We start from the raw sequence: 21,151 nt of genomic DNA, 5'->3' as shown, positions 1-21,151 counted from the left end.
CCACCTCCGCTCGCCACCGTCGCGCGCCGCGCGAGCACTCGCAACGCGCCGCGTCACTCCTGCCGGAGGTCCTCCGCCGTGACCGTGCTCCGTGTGAGAGGCAGGGTCGCGAGCGAGACGGCCAGCGCTCCCACGAGCACGGTGGCGATCATGAGCGCGAGGACGGTCGGCTCGATCGCGAACACGGCTCCGGCGACGTGGGAGTACGCCGCCGTCGCCACGACGCCGAGACCGGTCCCGACCACGACCGCGACGACGAGCGGCAGGGCGCCGGCGAGCGCCTGCGCGCGGCGCAGCACCCGGGCGGGGACGCCGACGGCCATGAGCCGCGCGCGTCCGCGGCGCCGCTCCCGCGCGCGGTCGATCGTCGTCAGTCCGTACGTCAGGAGCGACACCGCGACGGCGATCCCGACGACGCTCCACACCGTGGTGCGCACGGTGACGACCTGGCGGTAGTCGTGCAGCTCGGGCACGTCTCCCCAGGCACCGTGCGCCTCGACGACGGCCAGCAGCCGCTCCCGCACGTCCGGCCCGCCGAGGGCCGTGAGCTCGGCACCCGAGACCCGGACGCCCCAGCCGTCCGCGAGCCCTTGCGGCACGAACACGTCGTACGACGCTCCACCCAGGGGACGTTGCGACGTCACGGCGTCGTCGTCCTGCGTCATCTCGCCGGGCAGCGGGACGGTGTGCGTGGCGCCGGAGTCCCGGTCGGCGAGGAGCAGCGTGTCGACCCGCTCGGGCGCCCACGCCGGGGACGCGTCGCCGGCGCCGTGCACGATCCACGCCGCCTGGTCGTCGCGGCAGCCGGCCACGACGATCGCGCGCCCGAGCCGCTCGCACGTGCCCACGTAGACGGACGGGCAGTCCGACCCGTCGCCCTCGGCGCACGTCACGGGGTCGACGGCGTAGGAGAGCTCGGCGTCGAGCACGCCGTCGACCCGCTCCACGGCGGGGAGCACCTTGTCGCGCAGGTCCTCCTGCGAGTCGCCCGCCGTGACGAACATCCGCTGCGGGCCCTCCTCGATGCTGTGGATCGCGTACGCCAGGTGCGGCGTGGACTCGTAGACGCCGAGGTACCCCGCGGCGGCGAAAGCGACGAAGACCGTCAGGCCGAGAGCGACGACGCGGCGGCCGGTCGCCGCGGGCTGGGTCTGGACCGCCCTGCCGGCGAGCAGCGCGGGCACGCTCCCCGTGCGGGTGAGCGTCCCGGAGACCCGCGAGGAGACCAGGGGCGTGACCAGGACGACGGCGACCCCGGAGGCGGCGAGACCGACGAGCAGCGCCACGACCGTCGCGTCGTCCACCTCGTCGGGCGGGGTCGTCAGCAGGATCCCGAAGCAGGCGAGGGCGACGGGCACAGGGGCGAGCCGCCAGAGCGAGAGCCGGGGCCGGGCGGACTCGCTCGTCGCGGCGCGCGGGTCGTCGAGCCGCCGGAACGACGCGAGGGTGAGGACGACGGACAGCACGACGACGCCGAGCACGACCGTGGCGAGGCGCCATCCGCCCGTGATCGGCGCCCGCAGCACCGGGTCGAGCAGGTGCTCCAGCACACCCCGGACCACGACGAACCCCACGGCACCGAGTCCCGCACCCAGCAGCGCGGGGATCCCGTTCTCGACCGCGGCGACGAGAGCGAGCCGCGCCCGGCTCACGCCGAGGAGGTGCAGGGCCGCGAGCCGCCGGTCGCGGACCGTCGAGGACAGCCGCCCCACGGCGAGCAGGAGCGCCGCGACCGGGACGACGACGAGCGCGAGCAGCGAGACGAGCACACCGCGCTGCGGGTTCACGTCTCCGGGCCGCACGACCGGGTACAGCGCGTCCGGAAGGGCCCACGCGGCTGCGAGGAGCGCGACGGCGACGGCGCACCCGGTCACGAGCGAGACGGCGCGCAGCGGTCCGCCGGCCCGGACGAGACGCGCGCCGAGGAGGACGAGAGGGCTCACGCGAGGACCGCCGTCGGGCGCACGCGGCCGTCGCGGATCTGCACGTCGCGGTCGGCCCAGGCCGCGACGCCGACCTCGTGCGTGACGAGCAGGACCGCGGTCCGCGTGTCGCGCGCGGCGCCGACGAGCGCCTCGAGCACCAGCTCGCCCGCCACGGTGTCGAGCGCGCCGGTGGGCTCGTCGGCCAGCACGACGGCGGGCCGGTGGACGAGCGCACGGGCGACCGCGGCGCGCTGCGCCTGCCCGCCCGAGACCTCGACGAGGCGTCGGTCGGCGAGGTCGGCGATGCCGAGGAGGTCGAGCTGCCCGAGCGCGACCGACCGCGCCTCGCGCCGCCGGGTGCCGAGCAGCCGCAGGGGCAGCTCGACGTTCTCCACGACCGTCAGCTCGGGCACGAGGTCGCCGAACTGGAACACGAAGCCCAGGTCACGCAGGCGCACCTGCGCGCGGGCGCGCTCCCCCAGGGTGTCGAGCCTCCGGCCGAGCAGCCGCACCTGGCCGGCGTCCGGCACGAGCAGGCCGGCGAGGAGGTGGAGCAGCGTCGACTTTCCGGAGCCGGAAGGCCCCATGAGCGCGACGACCTCGCCCGCGACGACGTCGAGGTCGACCCCGCGCAGCACGGGGTCGGCGCCGTACGCGTGCTCGATCCGGCGCGCCGACAGCACCACGTCCCGCGCCGCCCCGTCGCTCACCGGGCACCGCCGTCGTCGCCGGCCGGGGCCTCCGGGTGCGCGCCCGCCGCTGGCGCGCCCAGCGCCTCCGCGACGTCACGGCGCAGGTCCCCCAGCCGCGCCCCAGCGACCTCGATCCAGCGCAGGTCCGCCTCGAGGTGCGCCGTCTCGTAGTCGCCCGCGAGCCGGTCGACGGCGTCGCCCGCCCGGCGCGCGGCCGTGAGCTCGCGCATCCGGACGAGGTACACGTCGCGCTGGGCGTCGAGGATCCCCGTGACCTCCCGCCCGCTCGCGAGCGCCAGCACGACCCGTGTGAACAGCTCGCTCGGGCGTCCGCCCGGGAGGTTCGGGGTCGTGAGCCAGCGGTCGAGCTCGGCGACGCCGCCGGGCGTGATGGCGTACACCTTGCGGTCAGCCCCCGCTCCGGGCTCGACCCCGACGCCCGCCGCGAGCCCGTCGCGTTCGAGCCGGGAGAGGGTCGCGTAGACCTGCCCGTACCGCAGCTCGCGCTCGTGGCCGAGCAGTCCGTCGTACCTCCGCTTGAGCACGAACCCGTGCGCAGGACCGGTGTCGAGCAGCGCGAGCATCGCCATGGGGACCGTCATGGGGCGAGTGAACCACAGGTGCACACTCGGTGTATACCCTCGGTGTGCACCCGCCTCCCGGAGGGCTGTCGTCCGGTGGCGACGATCGGCCGGGACTAGGCTCGCGCGCAGCAGGAACGAGCGCCCGAGGAGACCGCATGACCGAGCAGGACGCGCGGCTCGCGCGGCACGTCGCCGAGGCGGCGGACGCGTGGCTCCGCGACCCGCTCGACGCGGGCGTGTACCGCCGCCTCGTCGACGCGACGCTCGCGTGGCGAGCCGGGGGCGGCCGCGTGGTGCCGGGAGCGACGACGGCGACCGCCGTCCCGGCCGACGCCCCGCCGCCCTGGACCGGTGCCGACGCGCTGCGGGGCGACATCGACGACGGGGACGACGACGCCCGCTACCTCCGCCCCGAGCGCGCGCCGCGCGCGGTGGGCAGCACGCTCGCGGACGTCGCGAGCATGCTGCGCGCGCGGGCGATCGCCGCCACCCCGGAGAGCAAGACGACGACAGACAGCCCGCAAGAACGCGACGACAAGGCCTGACCGGGACGTAGGGTGAGGGCATGACGCGCGTCCTCGTCACCGGCGCCGACGGCGGTATCGGCCGCGCGACCGTGCAGCATCTCCTCGACCGCGGGTACGTCGTCACGGCCCTGTCCACCGCGTTCGAGCACCCCTGCCCCGCCGACCGGCTCGTCGTCGGCGACGCCCGCTCCCCCGAGGACGTGGGCCGCGGGCTCGAGGGCGCGGACGCCGTCGTCCACCTCGCGGCGATCCCGCACCCGAACCTGGGCACCCCGCTCGAGGTGTACGCGACCAACACGACGGCGACCTGGGCCGTGCTCTCGCTCGCGGGCGAGCAGGGCGTGCGGCGCGCGGTGCTCGCGAGCAGCATCAACGCGTTCGGGGTCCCCATGAACCCCCACGACGTGCACCCCGCCTACTACCCGCTCGACGAGGACGTGCCGGCCGACGTCGCCGACGCCTACTCGCTCTCGAAGCAGGCGGACGAGGCTGCTGCCCGGGCCGCGTGGCGCCGGTGGGGTCTCGACGTCGTCGCGCTGCGCTTCCCGCACGTGCGCGACGCCGCCGGGCTCCGGGAGACCGCGGCCGCCGTCGCCCGCGACCCGCGCGTCATGGCACGCGAGGGCTGGGCCTACCTGGACCTGCGCGACGCGGTCGCGGCGATCGAGGCCGGGCTGACGGCCGACCTCACGGGCGCGCACGTCGTCGGGCTCGCCGCCGACGACACGCTCCTGGACGCCCCGACCCCGGAGCTCCTCGCCCGCTACGCGCCCGAGGTACCCCTCACCCGCGCGATCGGGCCGCGCGACGGCCTCGTCGACACGCGCCGCGCGCGCGAGCTGCTCGGCTTCCGGCCGCGGCACTCGCTCCACCGCCCGGACGACGCGCCCGCCCCACCCGACGGCGGGACTGCCGCCCGGCCCCGCACCCAGCCCGACGCCCGACCCACCCCGGAGACCCCGTGACCGACGCCCCGCTCAGCACCGTCCACCCCGTCGACCCGGCGTTCGCGAACCCGTGGCCCGCGCGCGACGGCACGCGCATCACGGGCGTGCGCGCGATCGTCACGGCGCCGGACGGCATCCCGCTCGTCGTGGTGCGCGTCGACACGAACGTGCCCGGCCTCTACGGGCTCGGGTGCGCGACGTACACGCAGCGCTGGCACGCGGTGGCCGCGTACGTGGAGCAGCACCTCGAGCGGATCGTCGTCGGTCGCTACCCCGGCGACGTCGGCGACCTGGTGCGCCTCGTGCGCCTCGCGCCGTACTGGCGCGAGGGGCCAGTGGGGAACAACGCGATCAGCGGGCTCGACATGGCGCTGTGGGACATCGCCGGCAAGCGCGCGGGCATGCCGGTGCACGAGCTGCTGGGCGGCAAGGTGCGCGACGCCGCCGACACGTACCTCCACGCGAGCGGGCGCACCGTCGAGGAGACGATCGACGACGCGCACCGGATCGTCGACGCCGGGTGGCGGCACGTGCGCATCCAGACCGGCCAGCCGGGCATCGGCCACTACGGCACGGCCGCCGACCCCGAGCCGGGCTACCCCGCCGCGCCCAACCCGCGCGGGTGGAGCGTCGAGGAGTACCTGCGCCGCACGCCCCGGCTCTTCGCCGCCGCCCGCGAGGCGCTCGGCGAGCAGGTCGAGCTGCTGCACGACGTCCACTCGCGCCTCACCCCCAAGCAGGCCGTGATGCTCGCGCGAGCCCTCGAGCCGTACCGCCCGTTCTTCCTCGAGGACGTCCTCGCGCCGGAGCACTGGGACCGCCTGCCCGAGGTGCGCGCGGCGTCACCGGTGCCGATCGCGGTCGGCGAGCTCGCGACGTCGTTCCCCGACGCCGCCCGGCTCGTCCTCGGTGGCGGCGTCGACCTGATCCGGTGCCACATCAGCGCGATCGGGGGGCTCAGCGCGGGCCGGGCGCTCGCGACCGCCGCCGAGCTGGTCGGGGTGCGCACGGCCTGGCACGCGCCGGGCGACACCTCCCCGGTGGGCGCGGCGGCGAACGTCGCGCTCGACGTCACGTCGACCGCGTTCGGCATCCAGGAGGGCCACGTGTACTCCGACGCCGTGCACGAGGTCTTCCCCGGCATGCTGCGGATCGTGGACGGCTGGCTGCGCCCGCACGACGCGCCCGGGTTCGGCGTCGACCTCGACGAGCGCGCCGCGGCCCGCTACCCCGCGGACCTCGCGGGCCACGACGCGTGGGCCGCGGGCGTACGCGCGCCCGACGGCGGTCTGGTCGCTCCCTGAGGACCGGTCACCCGGCGGCGCACGTCGGGGTCGGCGGCTCGCCCGCGAGCCGCGCCTCGGTCCACCGCACGAGGTCCGTCGCCGCGGGCGAGTCCGCCTGCACGAGCCCGACGTGGTCCCGGCCCTGGTAGGTGCGGTAGTCGACCGGCTGCCCGGCCGCGCACCGCGCGCCGACGTACGCCTCCTGCGCCGTCGGGAGGATCAGCGTGTCGGAAGCCCCCTGGGCGACGAGCAGCGGCGCGGCGACCGGACCCGTCGGCACGTTCTCGGCCAGGCGCTCGCCGAGCGGGCCGGTCGTCGGGTCGGTCGTCCACAGCGGCTGGTCCATCGACAGGGCCTCCGCGACCGAGACGAGCGCGCTCGGCTCCGACAGGCAGCGCGACGCCATCTCCCGCACGACGAACCGCGCACCGGGCCGGACGTACCCCGCCGCGTCGCTGTCCGGGTAGATCGCGTCGTACGCCTCCACGACGAACGACGCGAAGACGCTGCCGCCCGCGACGTTCTCCAGGTGGGGCACGAGGCCGGTGAGGTCGCTCGCGGGCGCGAGCGCGGCGACGCCCGCGAGGGGGACGTCGGGCGCGTACTCCGGGGCGACGGCCCCGGTCCACAGCGCGGCGTGGCCGCCCTGCGAGTGTCCCCAGACGACGGTCTGCTCGCCGAGCGTCGCGCCGTCCAGCTCCCGCGCGGCGCGGACGGCGTCGAGCACGGACCGCGCCTCGCCCTGCCCGACGAGGTACGGGTGCGGGCCGTCGGTACCCAGGCCCACGTAGTCCGTGGCGACGAGCGCCCAGCCGTGCGCGAGGACGTCGTCGAGCAGGAAGAACGCGCCGGACTCGAACGGCTCGGCGAGGACCGACGGCGCACAGCCGCGGGCGAAGCCCGTCGTGCCGTGGGCCCACGCGATCACGGGCGGCGCGGCGTCGTCCCGGAGGGCGTCCGGCACGACGACGATCCCGCTCGCCACCGCGGGCTCGCCCTCGTCGCGGGTGGTCGTGTAGAGGATGCGCCACGCCGTCGCACCGTCGGGGATCTCGCGCGTGAACGCCTCCGCGCGCAGGAGCCGACCGGGCTCGCCCGGGACGGACGCGGGCGGGTCGTAGAACGCGTCGACCTGCGGCGCCGCACGGTGCAGCCCGACGCTGACGGCCGCGAGCGCGCCGGCCGCGACCACCGCGAGGACCGCGCCGACGAGCGCCACCCGGCCGTGGCGGCGAGGCTCGGACGTGCCGGGCGCCGCGGGCGCGCCTCCCCCGCCGCCGGGCACGGCACCGTCGGTGGCGCCGGACGGTCCCGCCGGCCCGCGAGCGCGGCGGACCCCGGCGACGACGAGGCGGACGCCGAGGACCACGACGCGCGCGCCGAAGACCACCGCGACGACGAGCACCGTGACGTCCGGCCACGCGAGGGCCAGGACGCCCAGCACCACCGAGGCCATGCCGAGCGCGACGCGCGTCCAGCGGTCGACGCCGGCCGACCGGGCCCCCTCGAACCCGTCCAGGACGCCCGCGACGACGAGCCCGACGCCGACGAGGACCGCCACGACGACGATCGACGCCGCCGGCCACACGACGACCGCCACCGCGAGCGCGAGGAACAGCAGGCCGCGCGCGACGTGCGGCCACCGCGGAGACTGCGGCGCACCGGGGTCGTCGGGCCGCTCGGGTGACCGGCCCCCGACGAGCTCCGTGACGCCGAGGACGACGGCTCCGACGACGACCGCGACCACCAGCAGCGCGAGCGACGCGAACGGCCGCAGGACGAGGACCGCGCCGACGACCGCGCACACGACGCCGAGCGTGACGGAGACCCACGGCGGGACCCTCTCCCCCGCGGCGGCGGCGGAGGCACGCGTCCTGGCTCCGAGGCGGCTCACGCGGCGACCGTACCGGGCGCGGTGCAGGTCCGCGCGTCGTCCGGAGTCGAGCGCGGCGCGCGGACCCGGCTCAGGCCGGCGGTGCGGCCTCGTGCGCGGGGCGCAGGTCGGTGCGCGAGAAACCGTCGCCGACGAAGAGGAGCCGGTCGCGCGTCGCCGCGGCCAGCGCGTACGCGAAGCAGTCGCCGAGGTTCAGGCGCGCCGGATGGCCGCTGCCCCGGCCGAACTCGCGGTACGCCTCGCGGGCGATCTCGGCGTGCTCGGCCGTGAAGGGCTCGACCTCGATCCCGTACAGCTCGAGGAGGGCGTCGAGCCGGCGGCGCTGCGCCGGGGACGATCGGCTGTCCAGGACGGCGTAGAGCTCGACGAGGGTCGGGGCGGCCATGCGCGGACGGCTGGCCGCGAGCAGGATCTCGGAGAGCGTGTCGGCGCCCGGCTCGTCCAGGACGATGGCGACGAGCGCGGACGTGTCGACGATCACCGAGGGAGACCGCTCTCGTCGTAGAGCGTCGCCTCGGCTGCGCGCACGTCATCGACGTCGAGGTCGACGCGGATCTCGTCGAGAAGCCGGGCGATCTCGGCGCGTCGGGCGGCGACGGCCTCGTCGCCCCTCGACCGGGACTCGAGCACCTCGTCGAGACGGTGCTGGACGGCCTCCTCGATCGCGCTCGTCTGCGACTGGCCCGTGGTCTCCGCGAGCCGGCGCACCAGCGCGTGCGTGCGCTCGTTCTTGATGTTGAGGCTCATGGGCACCTTTCTACCGTGGCAGAACCGCTCGTCTACCCAAGGTAGACACGTGGCCCGCCGATGTCCACGGCTCGCGCTCCGCCGACCAACGGGCAGGACCCGACGCAAAAAGTAGACGAACGATCGCAATATCGCTACAGAGTCTTGTGCTCGCATCGACGTCGCTCTAGTGTTCGGCACGAACGACCCTGCGCGGAGGTGCGGCTGCGCAGCGGCCCGGAGGTCAGCACACCCTCCGGTGAGCACGGAGGCCGACCGCCTCCCGAGAGAAGACGGGTCAACGATGATTCGCAGCACATATCACCCCGTGGCGCGGCGACGCGCCCGGGTCGCAGCCGCCACGGCCGTCGCCCTCACGCTCGTGGCGGGCACCGCGTCGTCGGCCCTCGCCCACGGCAAGCCCCAGCTGCCGGCGCCCGCCGTCGTGACCCGGGCCGCCGTCGACCCGGCGCTCATCGAGGGACGCGGCGCGGCCGTCCCGTTCCTCGAGCAGGAGGCCGAGAACGCCGTGACGACCGGGACGGTCATCGGCCCGGGACGCGACGCGTACACGATCGAGGCCGAGGCGTCGGGTCGCTCGGCCGTCCGGCTCACGGCGGGGCAGAACGTGGAGTTCACGCTCCCCGCGGACGCGAACGCGATCACGGTCCGGTACTCGATCCCCGACTCCCCCACGGGCGGCGGGATCACGTCGCCGCTCGACGTGTCGGTCCTGCGCCAGGGCAAGAAGGTCGGGCTCGACCGGCGCATGACGCTCACCTCGGCGTACTCCTACCTGTACAACCAGTACCCGTTCACCAACGACCCCACGGCGGACCTCCTCCAGCCCGGCTGGTGGGTCACCGAGTGCGCGTGCGTCCCCGCCCAGACGTCGCCGTCGCCGACGTTCGAGAAGCCGTTCCGGCCCATGAAGTTCTACGACGAGCAGCGCCTCCTGCTCGGCCAGACCTACAAGAAGGGCGACGTCGTCCGACTCACGGTGCCCGCGAGCGGAGCCGCGGAGTGGACCGTGATCGACCTGCTGGACTCCGAGAAGGTCGCTCCCCCGAAGGTGCGCCTGCTCGCGGCGAACGTGCTGCTCTTCGGCGCCGACCCCACGGGCCGCCGCGACTCCGCCGACGCGCTCGACAAGGCGATCGCGTTCGCCAGGAAGCACCGGCTCGAGGTGTACGTGCCGCCGGGCGTCTACCAGGTGAACCGGCACGTGCTCGTCGACGACGTGACCATCCAGGGCGCGGGGAGCTGGTACACCGTGTTCCGGGGCAAGGAGGTCGCGCTCGACACGCCCGCACCCGACGGGTCCGTGCACACCGGCGTCGGGTTCTACGGGAGGTACGCCGACGAGGGCGGCAGCACGAACGTGCACCTGCGCGACTTCGCGATCGTCGGGGACGTGCGCGAGCGCGTCGACACCGACCAGGTCAACGGCGTCGGCGGCGCGCTGAGCAGCTCGTCGATCTCCGGCCTGTACATCCAGCACACCAAGGTGGGGCTGTGGTTCGACGGCCCGATGGACGACCTGCGCGTGGAGAACACCGTCGTCGTGGACCAGATCGCCGACGCGCTGAACTTCCACGGGGGCGTGACGAACTCGGTCGTGCGGAACGTCTTCGTCCGGAACTCCGGCGACGACGGCCTCGCGATGTGGTCGGAGAAGCTGGCGAACGCGGGCAACGTGTTCGAGAACAACACGATCCAGTCCAACACCCTGGCCAACGGCATCGCGGTCTACGGCGGCACGGACAACACGGTCCGCGCGAACCTCGTCGCCGATCCGGTGCGCGAGGGCAGCGGGCTGCACGTCGGGTCGCGGTTCGGCGCCGAGCCGTTCGCGGGGCGCCTCGACCTCACCGACAACACCGCCGTTCGGGCGGGCACGCTCGAGCTCAACTGGAACATCGGGCTCGGCGCGATCTGGTTCTACGCGCTCGACCGCGACATCGACGCCGACGTCCGCGTCACCGGCGACCACTACCTCGACAGCACGTACAACGCGATCATGCTCGTCTCCGACTGGGGCGTGAAGGACCAGGTCGCGATCGAGGGCGTCGCCTTCAAGGACGTGCGGGTCGACGGCACCGGGACGTCCGTCGTGAGCGCGCGCGTGCGCGGCGGAGCGACGTTCGAGAACGTCGACGCGCGCAACGTCGGCTGGGCAGGCGTCAACAACTGCGGGGCGTTCACCTTCCCCGACGGCGGCACCGAGTTCACGCTCACGGACCTCGGCGGCAACGACGGCACGTCGCTCAGCCCGTGGGAGCCGGGCACCGTGAACTGGCTCGGCCGGTTCGTGCCCAACGCGCCGAGCTGCAACGACCGCCCGCCGGTCGTCGCTCCCCCGGCGCCGTCCCCCTGGGTCCAGCCGGTCGGCTGACCCCACCCCCGCCGAGTGCTGGGTATCTGTCGTGTCACCGCGCTCCTGACGACACCTACCCAGCACTCACGGCGGGCGGGCCGGTAGGGTCGGCGCGGGTTCCTCTCGGGCACGGGGTGCCGCGTCAGACGGCTCAGACCGCCTCGGCCGCCACCTGGCGTGCGAGCGCCTCGACGATCCGGACGTCGGCGTCGAGCCACGGGACGGTCAGCCAGGACCCGGCGTCGAGCCAGGTCAGCGCGTCGTGCTCCACGAGCGGCTGGGGCTCCCCGGCGGTGATCCGGGCGAACCACAGGCGCATGACGTGCCGGTCCGTGATGATCCACGTCCCGTGGTCGGGCCCCACGAGCTCGTCACCGAGCTCGACGGCGACGCCCAGCTCCTCGCGCAGCTCGCGGTGCAGCGCCTGCGTCGGGGTCTCACCGGGGTCGACCTTGCCCCCGGGGAACTCCCAGCGACCTGCGAGGTGCGACGGCCGTGACCGGCGCGCGCTGAGCAGGAGCCGCGGAGCGACGAGATCGTCGACGATCGCCGCGGCCACCACCAGTCTGCGCAGAGTCATACGCGGAGTGTCGCACGGCGTCGTGTCGTGCGGGTGACGCGGTCACGCCGACGGCCCGCCGGCGTGGACGGGCCGTCGGTCAGCGCAGGCCGGCCGCCCGCGCCCAGGCGACGGCCTCGGCGCGGGTCGAGACCCCGAGCTTGCGGTAGAGGCTGCGGACCTGCGACTTGACCGTGTTGCGCGTGACGAAGAGCTTGGTGGCGATCTGCTCGAGCGTGACGTCCTCAGACAGGTTGGACAGGACGACCCGCTCGCGGCGGGTCAGCGGAGCGATCGGCGTGGCGATCATCTCCGACGGGGCCGCCACGGGGCGGACCAGCTCGATCGTGCTCATGTTCTCCTCCAGGTGCTCTCCGGTCACGTCATCCCCACGTGGCGAGTTCCGGTGTGTTGCTACAAGAAGAGATGGACGAAGGTCCCGTTCATGACGCGACTTTTCACCCCGAGATCTGACCGAACGTCAGAAGCCGGTCGGCCGAGTCGCGCGTGGCCGGGTCTTCGCAGGTCAGAGGGCTTTTCCGGACAGACGGAACCGGCGCCGGACGGCGCGGTGGAAGGTCTCCACAGGCCGTCTGACGCCGGTTCAGCGGTGTGATCTACGTCACACTTCGTCCAGGAGATCAGCTCCCGACGTGCGCCGCGTACTGGTCCGGGGTGAGCAGGTCCCCCGTCTCCACCACGTCGACCTTGAAGAGCCAGCCGTCGGTGTACGGGTCGGAGTTGACGACCGCCGGGTCGTCGATCGCGGCCTGGTTCACCTCGACGACGGTGCCCGTGACGGGCGAGAAGAGCTCCGACACGGACTTGGTGGACTCCACCTCGCCGATGACGCTCCCCGCGGTCACCTCGGCACCCACCTCCGGCAGCTCCAGGTAGACGATGTCGCCGAGCGCCTCGGCCGCCGTCGCGGTGATGCCGACGACGGCCGGGTTCGAGCCGTCGATCCACTCGTGCTCCGCCGTGTACTGCAGGTGGGCCGGGAACTGGGCCTCGGTCATGGGGTTCTCCTTCGAGCTCTTCGGGACGACTGCGGGGTCAGGACTGCTGGGGACGACGGTAGAACGGGAGCGGCACGACCACCACGGGCTCGGCCCGGCCGCGCACGTCGACGGCGAGCTCGGTGCCCTCCGCCGAGAGCTCGGGCGTCACGTACGCCAGCGCGATCGGGTACCCCAGCGTCGGCGACGGCGCCCCCGAGGTCACGGTGCCCACGCGACGCGCCGACTCCCCCACCGCTCCCCCGGGCTCGGTCCCGGGCAGCACGACGGCGTAGCCCGCCCGGGCAGGACGGCGCCCCAGCCCCTTCAGGCCGACGAGCACCCGCGCGGGCGCGGACTCCCGGCGCGCGGCGAGCGCGGTCCGACCGACGAACTCGAGCGGCGTGCCGTCGGCGGCGACCTTGTCGAGCTTGACCACGCGACCGAGACCCGCCTCGTACGGCGTGGTCGTCGTGTCGAGCTCGTGCCCGTACAGCGGCATGCCCGCCTCCAGGCGCAGGGAGTCGCGCGCGGACAGGCCGGCCGGCACGAGGCCCAGCGGCGCACCGGCCGCGAGCACCGCGTGCCACAGGTCGGCCGCACGGTCCGCGGGCACGAACAGCTCGAAGCCGTCCTCCCCCGTGTACCCGGTGCGCGCGACGAGCGCGTCGACCGGACCGGCGTCCGTCCGCAGTGCGAGCGGGGCGGCCGCGTAGTACTTCAGCCCGCGCACGGTCTCGGCAGCGTCCGAGCCGGCGTCCGCGCCAGCGACGTCCGTCAGCCCGACGACGATCTCCTCCGCGCGGGGGCCCTGGACCGCGACGAGCGCCGTGCCCGCACCCTGGTCCGTGACCGTGGCGTCGAAGCCGGCGGCGCGCTCGACCAGCTCGCGCGCGACCAGGTCCGCGTTCCCCGCGTTCGCGACGACGAGGAAGCGCTCGTCGTCGAGCCGGTACACGACGAGGTCGTCGAGGACCGCCCCGTCCTCCTGGCAGATCATCGTGTACCGAGCCCGACCCGGCGTGACCGCCGTGAGGTTGCCGACGAGCGCGTGGTCCAGCGCGGCCGCGGCCTGCGGTCCCGCGACCTCGATCTCCCCCATGTGCGAGAGGTCGAACAGGCCCGCGGCCTCACGGACCGCGCGGTGCTCCGCGAGGTCGGACGTGTAGCGCAGCGGCATCTGCCAGCCGCCGAAGCTCGTGAGGTTCGCGCCCAGCGCGACGTGCTCGTCGTGCAGCGGGCTGTGCTTGTCCGTCGGCTTGTCCGTCGGCTCGTCGGCCGGCCGGCCCGTCGGGTCTCCGGTCGGCTGGTCGGTCTGCTGGTCGGTCATGCGAGGTCTCCCGTCACGTAGGACTCCACCGGCGGGCACGAGCACACCAGGTTGCGGTCGCCCCGCGCGCCGTCGATGCGGCGCACCGGCGGCCAGTACTTCCCGGCGCGCAGGCTCGCGACCGGGTACGCCGCGAGCTCGCGCGAGTACGGCTTGTCCCACGCCTCGGCGACGAGCGCCGCCGCGGTGTGCGGGGCGCCGCGCAGGGGCGACTCCTCCACGCTCCAGCGGCCCGAGGAGACGGCGTCGATCTCGCCGCAGATCGCGATCAGCGCGTCGACGAACCGGTCGAGCTCGGCCAGGTCCTCGCTCTCGGTCGGCTCGACCATGAGCGTGCCCGCGACCGGGAACGACAGCGTCGGCGCGTGGAACCCGTAGTCCATGAGGCGCTTCGCGACGTCCTCCGCCGTCACGCCCGTCTCCGCCGTGATCCCGCGCAGGTCGAGGATGCACTCGTGCGCGACGAGCCCGGCCGGCCCCGTGTAGAGCACCGGGTAGTGGTCCGCAAGGCGGCTCGCGACGTAGTTCGCCGTGAGCACCGCCGTCTTCGTCGCCTCGGTCAGCCCGTCGGGGCCCATGAGCGCGACGTACGCGTACGAGATCGGCAGGATCCCCGCCGAGCCGTACCGCGTCGCGGAGACCGGCGTGGCCTGGGGTACCGCTCCTGCTCCTCCCGCGTCCGCCGTCGGCGCGAGCGGGTCGCCCGGGAGGAACGGCACGAGGTGCTCGGCGACCGCGACCGGGCCGACGCCGGGGCCGCCCCCGCCGTGCGGGATGCAGAACGTCTTGTGCAGGTTCAGGTGCGAGACGTCGCCGCCGAACTCGCCCGGGCGCGCGAGGCCCACGAGCGCGTTGAGGTTCGCGCCGTCGATGTACACCTGGCCGCCAGCCTCGTGTACGAGGTCGCACACCTCGCGCACGTGCTCCTCGTAGACGCCGTGCGTCGAGGGGTACGTGATCATGATCGCCGCGACCCGGGGGCCGTGGTCGGCGAGCTTCGCCCGCAGGTCGTCGAGGTCCACTTCGCCGCTCTCCGCGGTCCTCACCACGTCGACCTTCAGGCCCGCCAGGGCCGCCGACGCCGCGTTCGTCCCGTGCGCCGACGCCGGGATGAGGCACACGTCGCGCTCCGTGTCGCCGCGCGACACGTGGTAGTCACGGATCGCCAGCAGGCCCGCGAACTCGCCCTGCGAGCCCGCGTTGGGCTGCACCGAGACGCCCGCGTAGCCCGTGATCTCGGCGAGCGCCGACTCCAGGCCGTCGATGAGCTCCGCGTAGCCGAGCGCCTGGTCGGCGGGCACGTACGGGTGCAGGTCCGCGAACCCCGGCCAGGAGATCGCCTCCATCTCGGCCGTCGCGTTGAGCTTCATGGTGCACGAGCCCAGCGGGATCATCGTGCGGTCCAGCGCGAGGTCCTTGTCCGAGAGCCGCCGCAGGTAGCGGAGCATCGAGGTCTCCGAGCGGTGCAGGTGGAAGATCGGGTGCTGGAGGTAGCTCGTCTCGCGCCGGAGCGCCGCGGGCAGGGCGTCCGAGACGCCGCCGGTGGGGACGGCGGCCTCGCCGTCCGCCTCACCACCGCTCGTGACCACGCCTCCACCTCGCGAGGTAGAGGCCTGGTCCGGCGAGGTAGAGGCCTGGTCTGGCGAGGTAGAGGCCTGGTCTGTGAGGCCGAAGGCCGCCAGTACCGTGGCGAGGGTAGCGGCGGTGGTGGTCTCGTCGCAGGCGATCTGTACATGATGAGCGTCGGGGTTGTACAGGTTCACGCCAGCAGCTGCGGCTGCAGCGACGACGGCCTCCGCGCGGCCAGGGACGACGGTGCGGACGGTGTCGAAGAACGTGTCGTGCTCGACGGTGACCCCGCCCGCGCGCAGGGCGTCGGCGAGGGTCGTGGCGTGGGCGTGGGTGCGCTCGGCGATCGCGCGGAGGCCGTCGGGGCCGTGGTGGACGGCGTACATCGACGCCACGATGGCGAGGAGCGCCTGCGCGGTGCAGATGTTGCTCGTCGCCTTCTCGCGGCGGATGTGCTGCTCGCGGGTCTGGAGCGCGAGCCGGTAGGCGGTGTCGCCGTCGGCGTCGATCGAGACGCCCACGAGCCGGCCGGGGAGGGACCGTTCCAGACCCTTGCGGACGGCCATGAACGCGGCGTGCGGACCGCCGTAGAACAGCGGGACGCCGAACCGCTGCGCCGAGCCCACCGACACGTCGGCGCCGAGCTCGCCGGGGGAGACCAGCAGCGTCAGGGCGAGCAGGTCGCTCGCCACGGTGACGAGCGCGCCCGCGTCCTTGGCCTCCGCCACCACGGGACGCCAGTCCACGACACGGCCCGACGCCCCGGACTGCTGGACGACGACGCCCACGAGCTGCGCGTCGTCGTCCACCCCGGCGGGGAAGCCCCCCGCCGCGCGGGCGGCGGCGAGGCCGGCGTCCAGGCCGCCCGAGAGGTCCGCCACCACCACGGGCAGGCCGACGGCGTGCGCGCGACCGAGCGTCACGGCGAGCGTCTGCGGGAAGAGGTCGGCGTCCAGGACGACGTAGCCGCTCTTCGCGCGCGAGGCACGCCACATGAGCGCGACGGCCTCGGCCACCGCGGTGGCCTCGTCGAGGAGCGACGCGTTCGCGACGTCCAGGCCCGTGAGGTCCTCGACGACCTGCTGGAAGTTGAGCAGCGCCTCGAGGCGGCCCTGCGAGATCTCCGGCTGGTACGGCGTGTACGCGGTGTACCAGGCGGGGGACTCGAGGACGTTGCGGCGGATCACCGGGGGAGTGACGGTGCCGTAGTAGCCGAGCCCGATCATCTGCGTCTTGACGACGTTCTTGCCGGCCAGCGCGCGCAGGTGGTCCAGCACCTCGGTCTCGGTGCGCGCGGCGGGCAGGTCGAGCGCGCGCTCGGTGCGGATCGACGCCGGGACGGCCGCGTCGACGAGCGCGTCGAGCGAGGCGTAGCCGAGCTGGTCGAGCATCACGCCGACCTCGCGCCCGCGCGGGCCGAGGTGGCGCGGCGCGAACGCACCGGTCGCGGCGTTGTGCCGTGAGCTGGGGTCGAAGGACGGCTGGGTCACGAGGGACTCCCGGTGGAGGGGACGACGGCGGGTCCCTCCCCGCTCTGTCATCGGACGCACGCGTCGACCTGAGAGTTTTGCCGGTCCGCCGTGCCGCGAGGGCCGGGGCGCGCCGACTTGCACCGTCGGTGGGCCGCGACCGCCGGGGGTCCGACGAGCGCACGGCCGCTTTCCAGAGTTGCCTCGCCACGACGGTACGGGGGCCTGAGAGATTCCCGGGGAGGGTTTGCTCCTTCGGCGCCGGCGGCGGCCCGCTGGACCGTGGCGCCGAGCTCTCCCGTCGTGGTTCGGGCGGCTGTACTGCAGTTGTGGGCTCGATCATACCGGTCGGGCCCCGGCGCGTGCCGCGCCGCGGGCACCACGGCCGTCTCATCGAACGGGTAATAACTACGGACCCCGAACGATCCGCGCTAGCGTCGCGGCGGACGAGGCGACGGAGCGACGCGGGTGGGGGAGTCATGACGACCGAAGGTGCGGCCTCGCAGCCGCCGCTGGGGGAGCGGGTCCGACGCTGGACGACCATGTGGGGGCTGCTGCGGCACGCAGGCGTCCCCATCGTCGCGGCGGGCCTCGCACTGACCGTCCTCCTCGCCCTCCTGCCGCTCGTGTCCATCGTCGCCCTGGGCCGCGTGCTCTTCCTCCTGCCGAGCATGACCGACGGCGCGGCGAGCGCCGGGTGGAGCGACCTCCTCGCGGTGTTCGGCGTCGCGGTCGGGGCGCTCGTCGTGCAGCAGCTCCTCGCGCCGTTCCAGGCGGGGATCGTCGAGACGATCGGTCGGCGGGTCGACCAGCGCTGCATCGACCGGCTCCTCGGCGCGGCGCTGTCCGACGCCCCGCTCGCGCTGCTGGACGACTCCGAGGTGCTCGACGTCGTCGCCGACGCGCGCGCGGCGTTCGCGCGCCAGAGCATGAGCCCCGGCGACGCGGCCGGGGCGCTCGTCCCGCTCGTCGGCCGCTACGTGCAGGTCGTCGGCGCGGCGGTGCTCGTCGCGGCCGTCGTCTCGCCCGTCGCGGGTGCCGTGATCCTCGCGACGGCGCTCGCCATGCGCGCGGGGGTGCGGGGCACGTTCAGCAAGCTCACCCCGATCTGGAAGACCCTCCACCCCCAGCGGCGCCGGATGTACTACCTGCGGGAGCTCGCGACCACGCCCGGGGTCACCAAGGAGGTCCGCCTCCTCGGCCTCCTCGGGTGGCTGCGCGACCGTCTGCGTCGGGAGACGATGGCCTACCTCGAGCCGCAGTGGGCGGTCAACCGTCGGCTCCAGCTCTGGCCGTTCGTCGGGTTCTCGGCGATCGGCCTGGTCGGCGGCACGATCGTCCTGGTCCTGGTCGCCGTCGACGACACGCTCGACCTCTTCGCGCTCGGCGTCGCGATCCAGGCGGTGCTCATCCCCCTGCGGTTCGGCGTGTACTTCCCCGAGTGCGACGTGCGCACGCAGTTCGGCCTGCTGTCGTTCGACGCGCTCGAGCGGTTCGAGCAGCGCCTGCGGTCGGCCACGCCCGAGCGCACCGGGGAGGACGACGACGTCCCCGTCCCGCACGGCGTGATCCGCTTCGAGGACGTGTGGTTCCGATACTCCGACGACGGCGCGTGGGTCCTGCGGGGCCTCGACCTCACGCTCGTCCCGGGCACGTCGACGGCGATCGTCGGGCTCAACGGCGCCGGCAAGACCACGACCACCAAGCTCCTCGCGCGCCTCTACGAGCCGACGCGGGGGCGCATCACCGTCGACGGCGTGGACGTGCGCGACCTCCCGCTCCAGGCGTGGCGGCGCCGTCTCGCCCTGATCTTCCAGGACTACGTCCGCCTCGAGCTCTCCGTCACCGACAACGTCGGGCTCGGCGCGCCCGAGCTGCGCGACGACGCCGACCGGCTGCGCGAGGCGATCGTCGCGGCCGGCGCGGACGGCGTCGTGGACGGCCTCGCCGACGGTGCCGACACGGTGCTCTCCGGCGGGTACGCGGGGGGCCGCGACCTCTCGGGCGGGCAGTGGCAGCGGGTCGCCCTGGCACGCGCCCTCCTCGCGGTCGCGGGCGGCGCCGACGTCCTCGTCCTGGACGAGCCGACGGCGCAGCTCGACGTGCGCGCCGAGGCCGAGTTCTTCGAGCGCTTCCTCGCCCACGGCGCGGTCGCCTCGGTGGCGGGCGAGCGCGCCGTGACGTCCGTCGTCATCTCGCACCGCTTCTCGACGGTCCGCCCGGCCGACCAGATCGTCGTCGTCGCGGAGGGCCGCGTCGTCGAGCAGGGCACGCACGACGAGCTGCTCGACGCCGACGGCCGCTACGCCGAGCTCTTCACCCTCCAGGCCCGCCGGTTCCGCGACGGCTCACCCGACGGCCCCGACCCCGACCTCGGTCCCGACCGTGATGCCCGAGCCACCGGCGCCCCGACCGCCGTGACCTCCGGAGGTGCCCGATGAAGCGCGTCGCGCTCGCCGCCCGGTTCATGCTCGCCCACGCCTGGCGGACCGACCGGCGCCGCCTGCTGGTCGCGTGCGTGCTGCTGACGATCGGGTTCCTCGCCGGCCCCCTCGTCGGCGTCGGGCTGGGCCTCTTCACCGACGCGCTGGTCGACACCGAGGTCGCGCGCGCCGTCGGGCTCGCGTGCGCGGTGGCGGCCCTCGTCGTCGCGGAGCTCATGCTGGGCCACTTCGCCCACCTGTCGTACTTCGAGGTCGCGGACCTCCAGCAGCTTCACCTGCTGGACGAGGTCGCCCAGCTCACGCACGGCTCGTCCGACCTCGCGGAGCTCGACGACCCGGACCGTGTCCGCCTCCTCACGTCGGTGACCGAGGGCCTGCAGCGGGTCCGGCTCGCGCTCGAGGGCACGCTCCAGCTCGGCGGCATGGTGCTCCAGGTCCTGGTCACCACCGTCATCCTCGGTCTCGTCGAGCCGTGGCTGCTCCTGCTGCCCCTCGCAGCGCTGCCGCCCGTCTGGCTCGCCGACCGCGCGCAGCGCGTGCTCGACCGGGCGCGCGACGCCGCGGCCGACGACGTACGCCTCTCCCGGCACCTCGTCACCGCCGGGACGACGGGCACCTCGGCCAAGGAGATCCGGCTCTTCGGCGCGCGTCACCTCGTCGCGGACCGGCAGCGCGCGGCGTGGGACCGCACGACCGCGGTCCTGTGGAGCGCGCACCGGCGCTCCGCGCTGCTGCGCGCGGCGGGCCAGGTGTGGTTCGCGCTCGCCTACGGGGCCGCGGTCCTCCTCGTGCTGCGCAGCGCCGCGTCGGGCACGGCGGCGATCGGCCAGGTCGTGCTCGTCGTCACGCTCGCCATCCAGGTCAGCACGCAGGTCGCGGGCGCGCTGTCGCTGTTCGGCAACCTGCAGGACGCCGGACGGACGGTCGAGAAGCTCCTCGAGCTGCGCGCGACGGCGACGCCGCCGGGCGCGGCCGGCGTCGCGGGTGGCGCGCCCGCCGAGGGTGCGACCGCCGTCGGGCAGCTACCCGATCACCTCACCGGCGGCCTGCGCGTCGAGAACCTCACCTTCGGCTACCCGGGCGCGGACCGGCCCGTCCTCGACGGCGTCAGCCTCGACCTGCCCGCGGGCGCGACCGTCGCGCTCGTGGGGGAGAACGGCGCGGGGAAGTCCACCCTGGTCAAGCTCCTGTGCGGGCTGTACCGGCCGACGTCGGGCCGCATCCTCGCGGACGGCGTGGACCTCGCCGAGGTGGCGCCCAGCGCGTGGCAGTCGCGCGTCGCGACGCTGTTCCAGGACTTCGCACGCCTCGAGCTCTCGCTGCGCGAGGACGTCGGGATCGGGCGCGTGGACGCGCTCCACGACGACGACGTCCTGTGGGCCGCGCTCGACGAGGCCCGCGCCCGCCCCATCGTCGAGCGCTCGCCCGACGGCCTGGACCAGGTCCTCGGCACGAGCTACGCGGACGGCGCCCAGCTCTCGGGCGGGCAGTGGCAGACGCTCGGTCTGGCCCGCACGCTGCTGCGCGCCGACCCCCTCCTGCTCGCGCTCGACGAGCCCGCCTCCGCGCTCGACGCGACCGCGGAGCACGCGCTGTTCGAGCGGTTCACGGAGACCGCGCACCGGACGGGCAGCACGTCCGGCGGCGTCACGCTGTTCGTCTCGCACCGCTTCTCGACCGTGCGCGACGCCGACCTCATCGTCGTGCTCGACGGCGGCCGCGTCGCCGAGCTCGGCACCCACGACGAGCTCGCCGCCGCGGGCGGGTCGTACGCCGAGATGTACGCGCTCCAGGCCCGCGCCTACCGGTGACGGCCGTCTGACA

At 74.6% G+C, this 21,151-nt stretch carries 17 protein-coding genes and 1 riboswitch; of the genes, 6 read left to right on the top strand and 11 right to left on the bottom strand.

All coding sequences use genetic code 11. The features are described 5' to 3' along the window. Window positions 1–53: 53 nt before the first annotated feature. The 3 genes from ABRQ22_RS12865 to ABRQ22_RS12855 are packed head-to-tail and all read right to left on the bottom strand — an operon-like array spanning window position 54 to window position 3,219. Window positions 54–1,943, bottom strand: a complete 1,890-nt coding sequence (locus tag ABRQ22_RS12865; RefSeq protein ID WP_353707002.1) for a hypothetical protein — start codon at window positions 1,941–1,943, stop codon at window positions 54–56. Continuing rightward, a complete protein-coding gene (locus ABRQ22_RS12860) occupies window positions 1,940–2,635 on the bottom strand; it encodes an ATP-binding cassette domain-containing protein (protein ID WP_253051667.1) in 696 nt (231 codons plus the stop codon). Before ABRQ22_RS12860 ends, ABRQ22_RS12865 begins: the two co-directional genes overlap by 4 nt. Then, the gene (locus ABRQ22_RS12855) at window positions 2,632–3,219 is read right to left on the bottom strand and encodes a PadR family transcriptional regulator (RefSeq protein WP_353707001.1); all 588 of its coding nucleotides are present in this window, start codon (window positions 3,217–3,219) and stop codon (window positions 2,632–2,634) included. Before ABRQ22_RS12855 ends, ABRQ22_RS12860 begins: the two co-directional genes overlap by 4 nt. 137 nt (window positions 3,220–3,356) lie before the next feature. Here ABRQ22_RS12855 and ABRQ22_RS12850 point away from each other — a divergent pair, with 137 nt between their 5' ends. Genes ABRQ22_RS12850 through ABRQ22_RS12840 form a run of 3 tightly spaced genes read left to right on the top strand, consistent with a single transcriptional unit; the run spans window position 3,357 to window position 5,979 of the window. Beyond that, on the top strand, window positions 3,357–3,746 hold the full coding sequence (locus ABRQ22_RS12850; protein ID WP_253051665.1) for a hypothetical protein: 390 nt from the start codon (window positions 3,357–3,359) through the stop codon (window positions 3,744–3,746). 20 nt (window positions 3,747–3,766) lie between these two features. After that, a complete protein-coding gene (locus tag ABRQ22_RS12845; RefSeq protein ID WP_253051664.1) occupies window positions 3,767–4,693 on the top strand; it encodes an NAD(P)-dependent oxidoreductase in 927 nt (308 codons plus the stop codon). Beyond that, complete coding sequence (locus ABRQ22_RS12840; RefSeq protein WP_353707000.1) at window positions 4,690–5,979, top strand: enolase C-terminal domain-like protein; 1,290 nt, start codon at window positions 4,690–4,692, stop codon at window positions 5,977–5,979. Before ABRQ22_RS12845 ends, ABRQ22_RS12840 begins: the two co-directional genes overlap by 4 nt. A gap of 7 nt (window positions 5,980–5,986) precedes the next feature. Here ABRQ22_RS12840 and ABRQ22_RS12835 read toward each other — a convergent pair whose 3' ends face one another. The 3 genes from ABRQ22_RS12835 to ABRQ22_RS12825 form a co-directional block, all read right to left on the bottom strand. Next, window positions 5,987–7,855: a lipase family protein gene (locus tag ABRQ22_RS12835; protein ID WP_353706999.1), complete on the bottom strand. Its 1,869-nt coding sequence runs from the start codon at window positions 7,853–7,855 to the stop codon at window positions 5,987–5,989. 70 nt (window positions 7,856–7,925) lie between these two features. Beyond that, window positions 7,926–8,336: a type II toxin-antitoxin system VapC family toxin gene (locus ABRQ22_RS12830; RefSeq protein WP_253051661.1), complete on the bottom strand. Its 411-nt coding sequence runs from the start codon at window positions 8,334–8,336 to the stop codon at window positions 7,926–7,928. Continuing rightward, window positions 8,333–8,602, bottom strand: coding sequence for a type II toxin-antitoxin system VapB family antitoxin (locus ABRQ22_RS12825; RefSeq protein WP_253051660.1), 270 nt, complete (start codon window positions 8,600–8,602; stop codon window positions 8,333–8,335). The genes ABRQ22_RS12830 and ABRQ22_RS12825 overlap by 4 nt, the downstream gene beginning before the upstream one ends. Before the next feature lie 283 nt (window positions 8,603–8,885). Here ABRQ22_RS12825 and ABRQ22_RS12820 point away from each other — a divergent pair, with 283 nt between their 5' ends. Beyond that, window positions 8,886–10,976 carry a glycosyl hydrolase family 28-related protein gene (locus ABRQ22_RS12820; protein ID WP_353706998.1) on the top strand — a complete coding sequence of 697 codons (2,091 nt, stop codon included), beginning with the start codon at window positions 8,886–8,888 and terminating at the stop codon, window positions 10,974–10,976. 133 nt (window positions 10,977–11,109) lie between these two features. Here ABRQ22_RS12820 and ABRQ22_RS12815 read toward each other — a convergent pair whose 3' ends face one another. The 5 genes from ABRQ22_RS12815 to gcvPB all read right to left on the bottom strand — a co-directional run bounded on the left by ABRQ22_RS12815 (window position 11,110) and on the right by gcvPB (window position 16,955). Further along, the gene (locus tag ABRQ22_RS12815; RefSeq protein WP_253051658.1) at window positions 11,110–11,538 is read right to left on the bottom strand and encodes a (deoxy)nucleoside triphosphate pyrophosphohydrolase; all 429 of its coding nucleotides are present in this window, start codon (window positions 11,536–11,538) and stop codon (window positions 11,110–11,112) included. A 79-nt stretch (window positions 11,539–11,617) separates the two neighbouring features. Continuing rightward, the gene (locus ABRQ22_RS12810) at window positions 11,618–11,827 is read right to left on the bottom strand and encodes a helix-turn-helix transcriptional regulator (protein ID WP_253052488.1); all 210 of its coding nucleotides are present in this window, start codon (window positions 11,825–11,827) and stop codon (window positions 11,618–11,620) included. A gap of 331 nt (window positions 11,828–12,158) precedes the next feature. Continuing rightward, entirely contained in the window at window positions 12,159–12,536 is a 378-nt protein-coding gene (gene gcvH, locus ABRQ22_RS12805) for a glycine cleavage system protein GcvH (protein ID WP_253051657.1), read from the bottom strand. 37 nt (window positions 12,537–12,573) lie between these two features. Further along, window positions 12,574–13,845: a glycine cleavage system aminomethyltransferase GcvT gene (gcvT, locus tag ABRQ22_RS12800; protein ID WP_353706997.1), complete on the bottom strand. Its 1,272-nt coding sequence runs from the start codon at window positions 13,843–13,845 to the stop codon at window positions 12,574–12,576. Then, window positions 13,842–16,955 carry an aminomethyl-transferring glycine dehydrogenase subunit GcvPB gene (gene gcvPB, locus ABRQ22_RS12795; protein ID WP_353706996.1) on the bottom strand — a complete coding sequence of 1,038 codons (3,114 nt, stop codon included), beginning with the start codon at window positions 16,953–16,955 and terminating at the stop codon, window positions 13,842–13,844. The genes gcvT and gcvPB overlap by 4 nt, the downstream gene beginning before the upstream one ends. Window positions 16,956–17,086: 131 nt before the next feature. After that, window positions 17,087–17,194: riboswitch (glycine riboswitch) on the bottom strand. A 168-nt stretch (window positions 17,195–17,362) separates the two neighbouring features. On the opposite strand from gcvPB, the gene ABRQ22_RS12790 reads away from it, so the two are divergent. After that, on the top strand, window positions 17,363–19,324 hold the full coding sequence (locus tag ABRQ22_RS12790; protein WP_353706995.1) for an ABC transporter ATP-binding protein: 1,962 nt from the start codon (window positions 17,363–17,365) through the stop codon (window positions 19,322–19,324). Beyond that, on the top strand, window positions 19,321–21,138 hold the full coding sequence (locus tag ABRQ22_RS12785) for an ABC transporter ATP-binding protein (protein ID WP_353706994.1): 1,818 nt from the start codon (window positions 19,321–19,323) through the stop codon (window positions 21,136–21,138). Before ABRQ22_RS12790 ends, ABRQ22_RS12785 begins: the two co-directional genes overlap by 4 nt. Window positions 21,139–21,151: the final 13 nt, after the last annotated feature.

It is taken from the genome of Cellulosimicrobium sp. ES-005, from assembly GCF_040448685.1.
GTDB lineage: Bacteria > Actinomycetota > Actinomycetes > Actinomycetales > Cellulomonadaceae > Cellulosimicrobium > Cellulosimicrobium cellulans_G.
The sequence above is the reverse complement of the archived record's forward strand: the minus strand, read 5'-3'. Positions and strand labels throughout refer to the sequence as shown.

What these genes read in the sequence shown, in the direction of transcription:
- ABRQ22_RS12850 (WP_253051665.1), top strand. Translation starts at nt 3,357, where the DNA reads ATGACCGAGCAGGACGCGCGGCTCGCGCGGCACGTCGCCGAGGCGGCG.
- ABRQ22_RS12810 (WP_253052488.1), bottom strand. Translation starts at nt 11,827, where the DNA reads ATGATCGCCACGCCGATCGCTCCGCTGACCCGCCGCGAGCGGGTCGTC.
- ABRQ22_RS12785 (WP_353706994.1), top strand. Translation starts at nt 19,321, where the DNA reads ATGAAGCGCGTCGCGCTCGCCGCCCGGTTCATGCTCGCCCACGCCTGG.
- ABRQ22_RS12845 (WP_253051664.1), top strand. Translation starts at nt 3,767, where the DNA reads ATGACGCGCGTCCTCGTCACCGGCGCCGACGGCGGTATCGGCCGCGCG.
- ABRQ22_RS12790 (WP_353706995.1), top strand. Translation starts at nt 17,363, where the DNA reads ATGACGACCGAAGGTGCGGCCTCGCAGCCGCCGCTGGGGGAGCGGGTC.
- ABRQ22_RS12815 (WP_253051658.1), bottom strand. Translation starts at nt 11,538, where the DNA reads ATGACTCTGCGCAGACTGGTGGTGGCCGCGGCGATCGTCGACGATCTC.
- ABRQ22_RS12820 (WP_353706998.1), top strand. Translation starts at nt 8,886, where the DNA reads ATGATTCGCAGCACATATCACCCCGTGGCGCGGCGACGCGCCCGGGTC.
- ABRQ22_RS12855 (WP_353707001.1), bottom strand. Translation starts at nt 3,219, where the DNA reads ATGACGGTCCCCATGGCGATGCTCGCGCTGCTCGACACCGGTCCTGCG.
- gcvT (WP_353706997.1), bottom strand. Translation starts at nt 13,845, where the DNA reads ATGACCGACCAGCAGACCGACCAGCCGACCGGAGACCCGACGGGCCGG.
- gcvH (WP_253051657.1), bottom strand. Translation starts at nt 12,536, where the DNA reads ATGACCGAGGCCCAGTTCCCGGCCCACCTGCAGTACACGGCGGAGCAC.
- ABRQ22_RS12825 (WP_253051660.1), bottom strand. Translation starts at nt 8,602, where the DNA reads ATGAGCCTCAACATCAAGAACGAGCGCACGCACGCGCTGGTGCGCCGG.
- gcvPB (WP_353706996.1), bottom strand. Translation starts at nt 16,955, where the DNA reads ATGACAGAGCGGGGAGGGACCCGCCGTCGTCCCCTCCACCGGGAGTCC.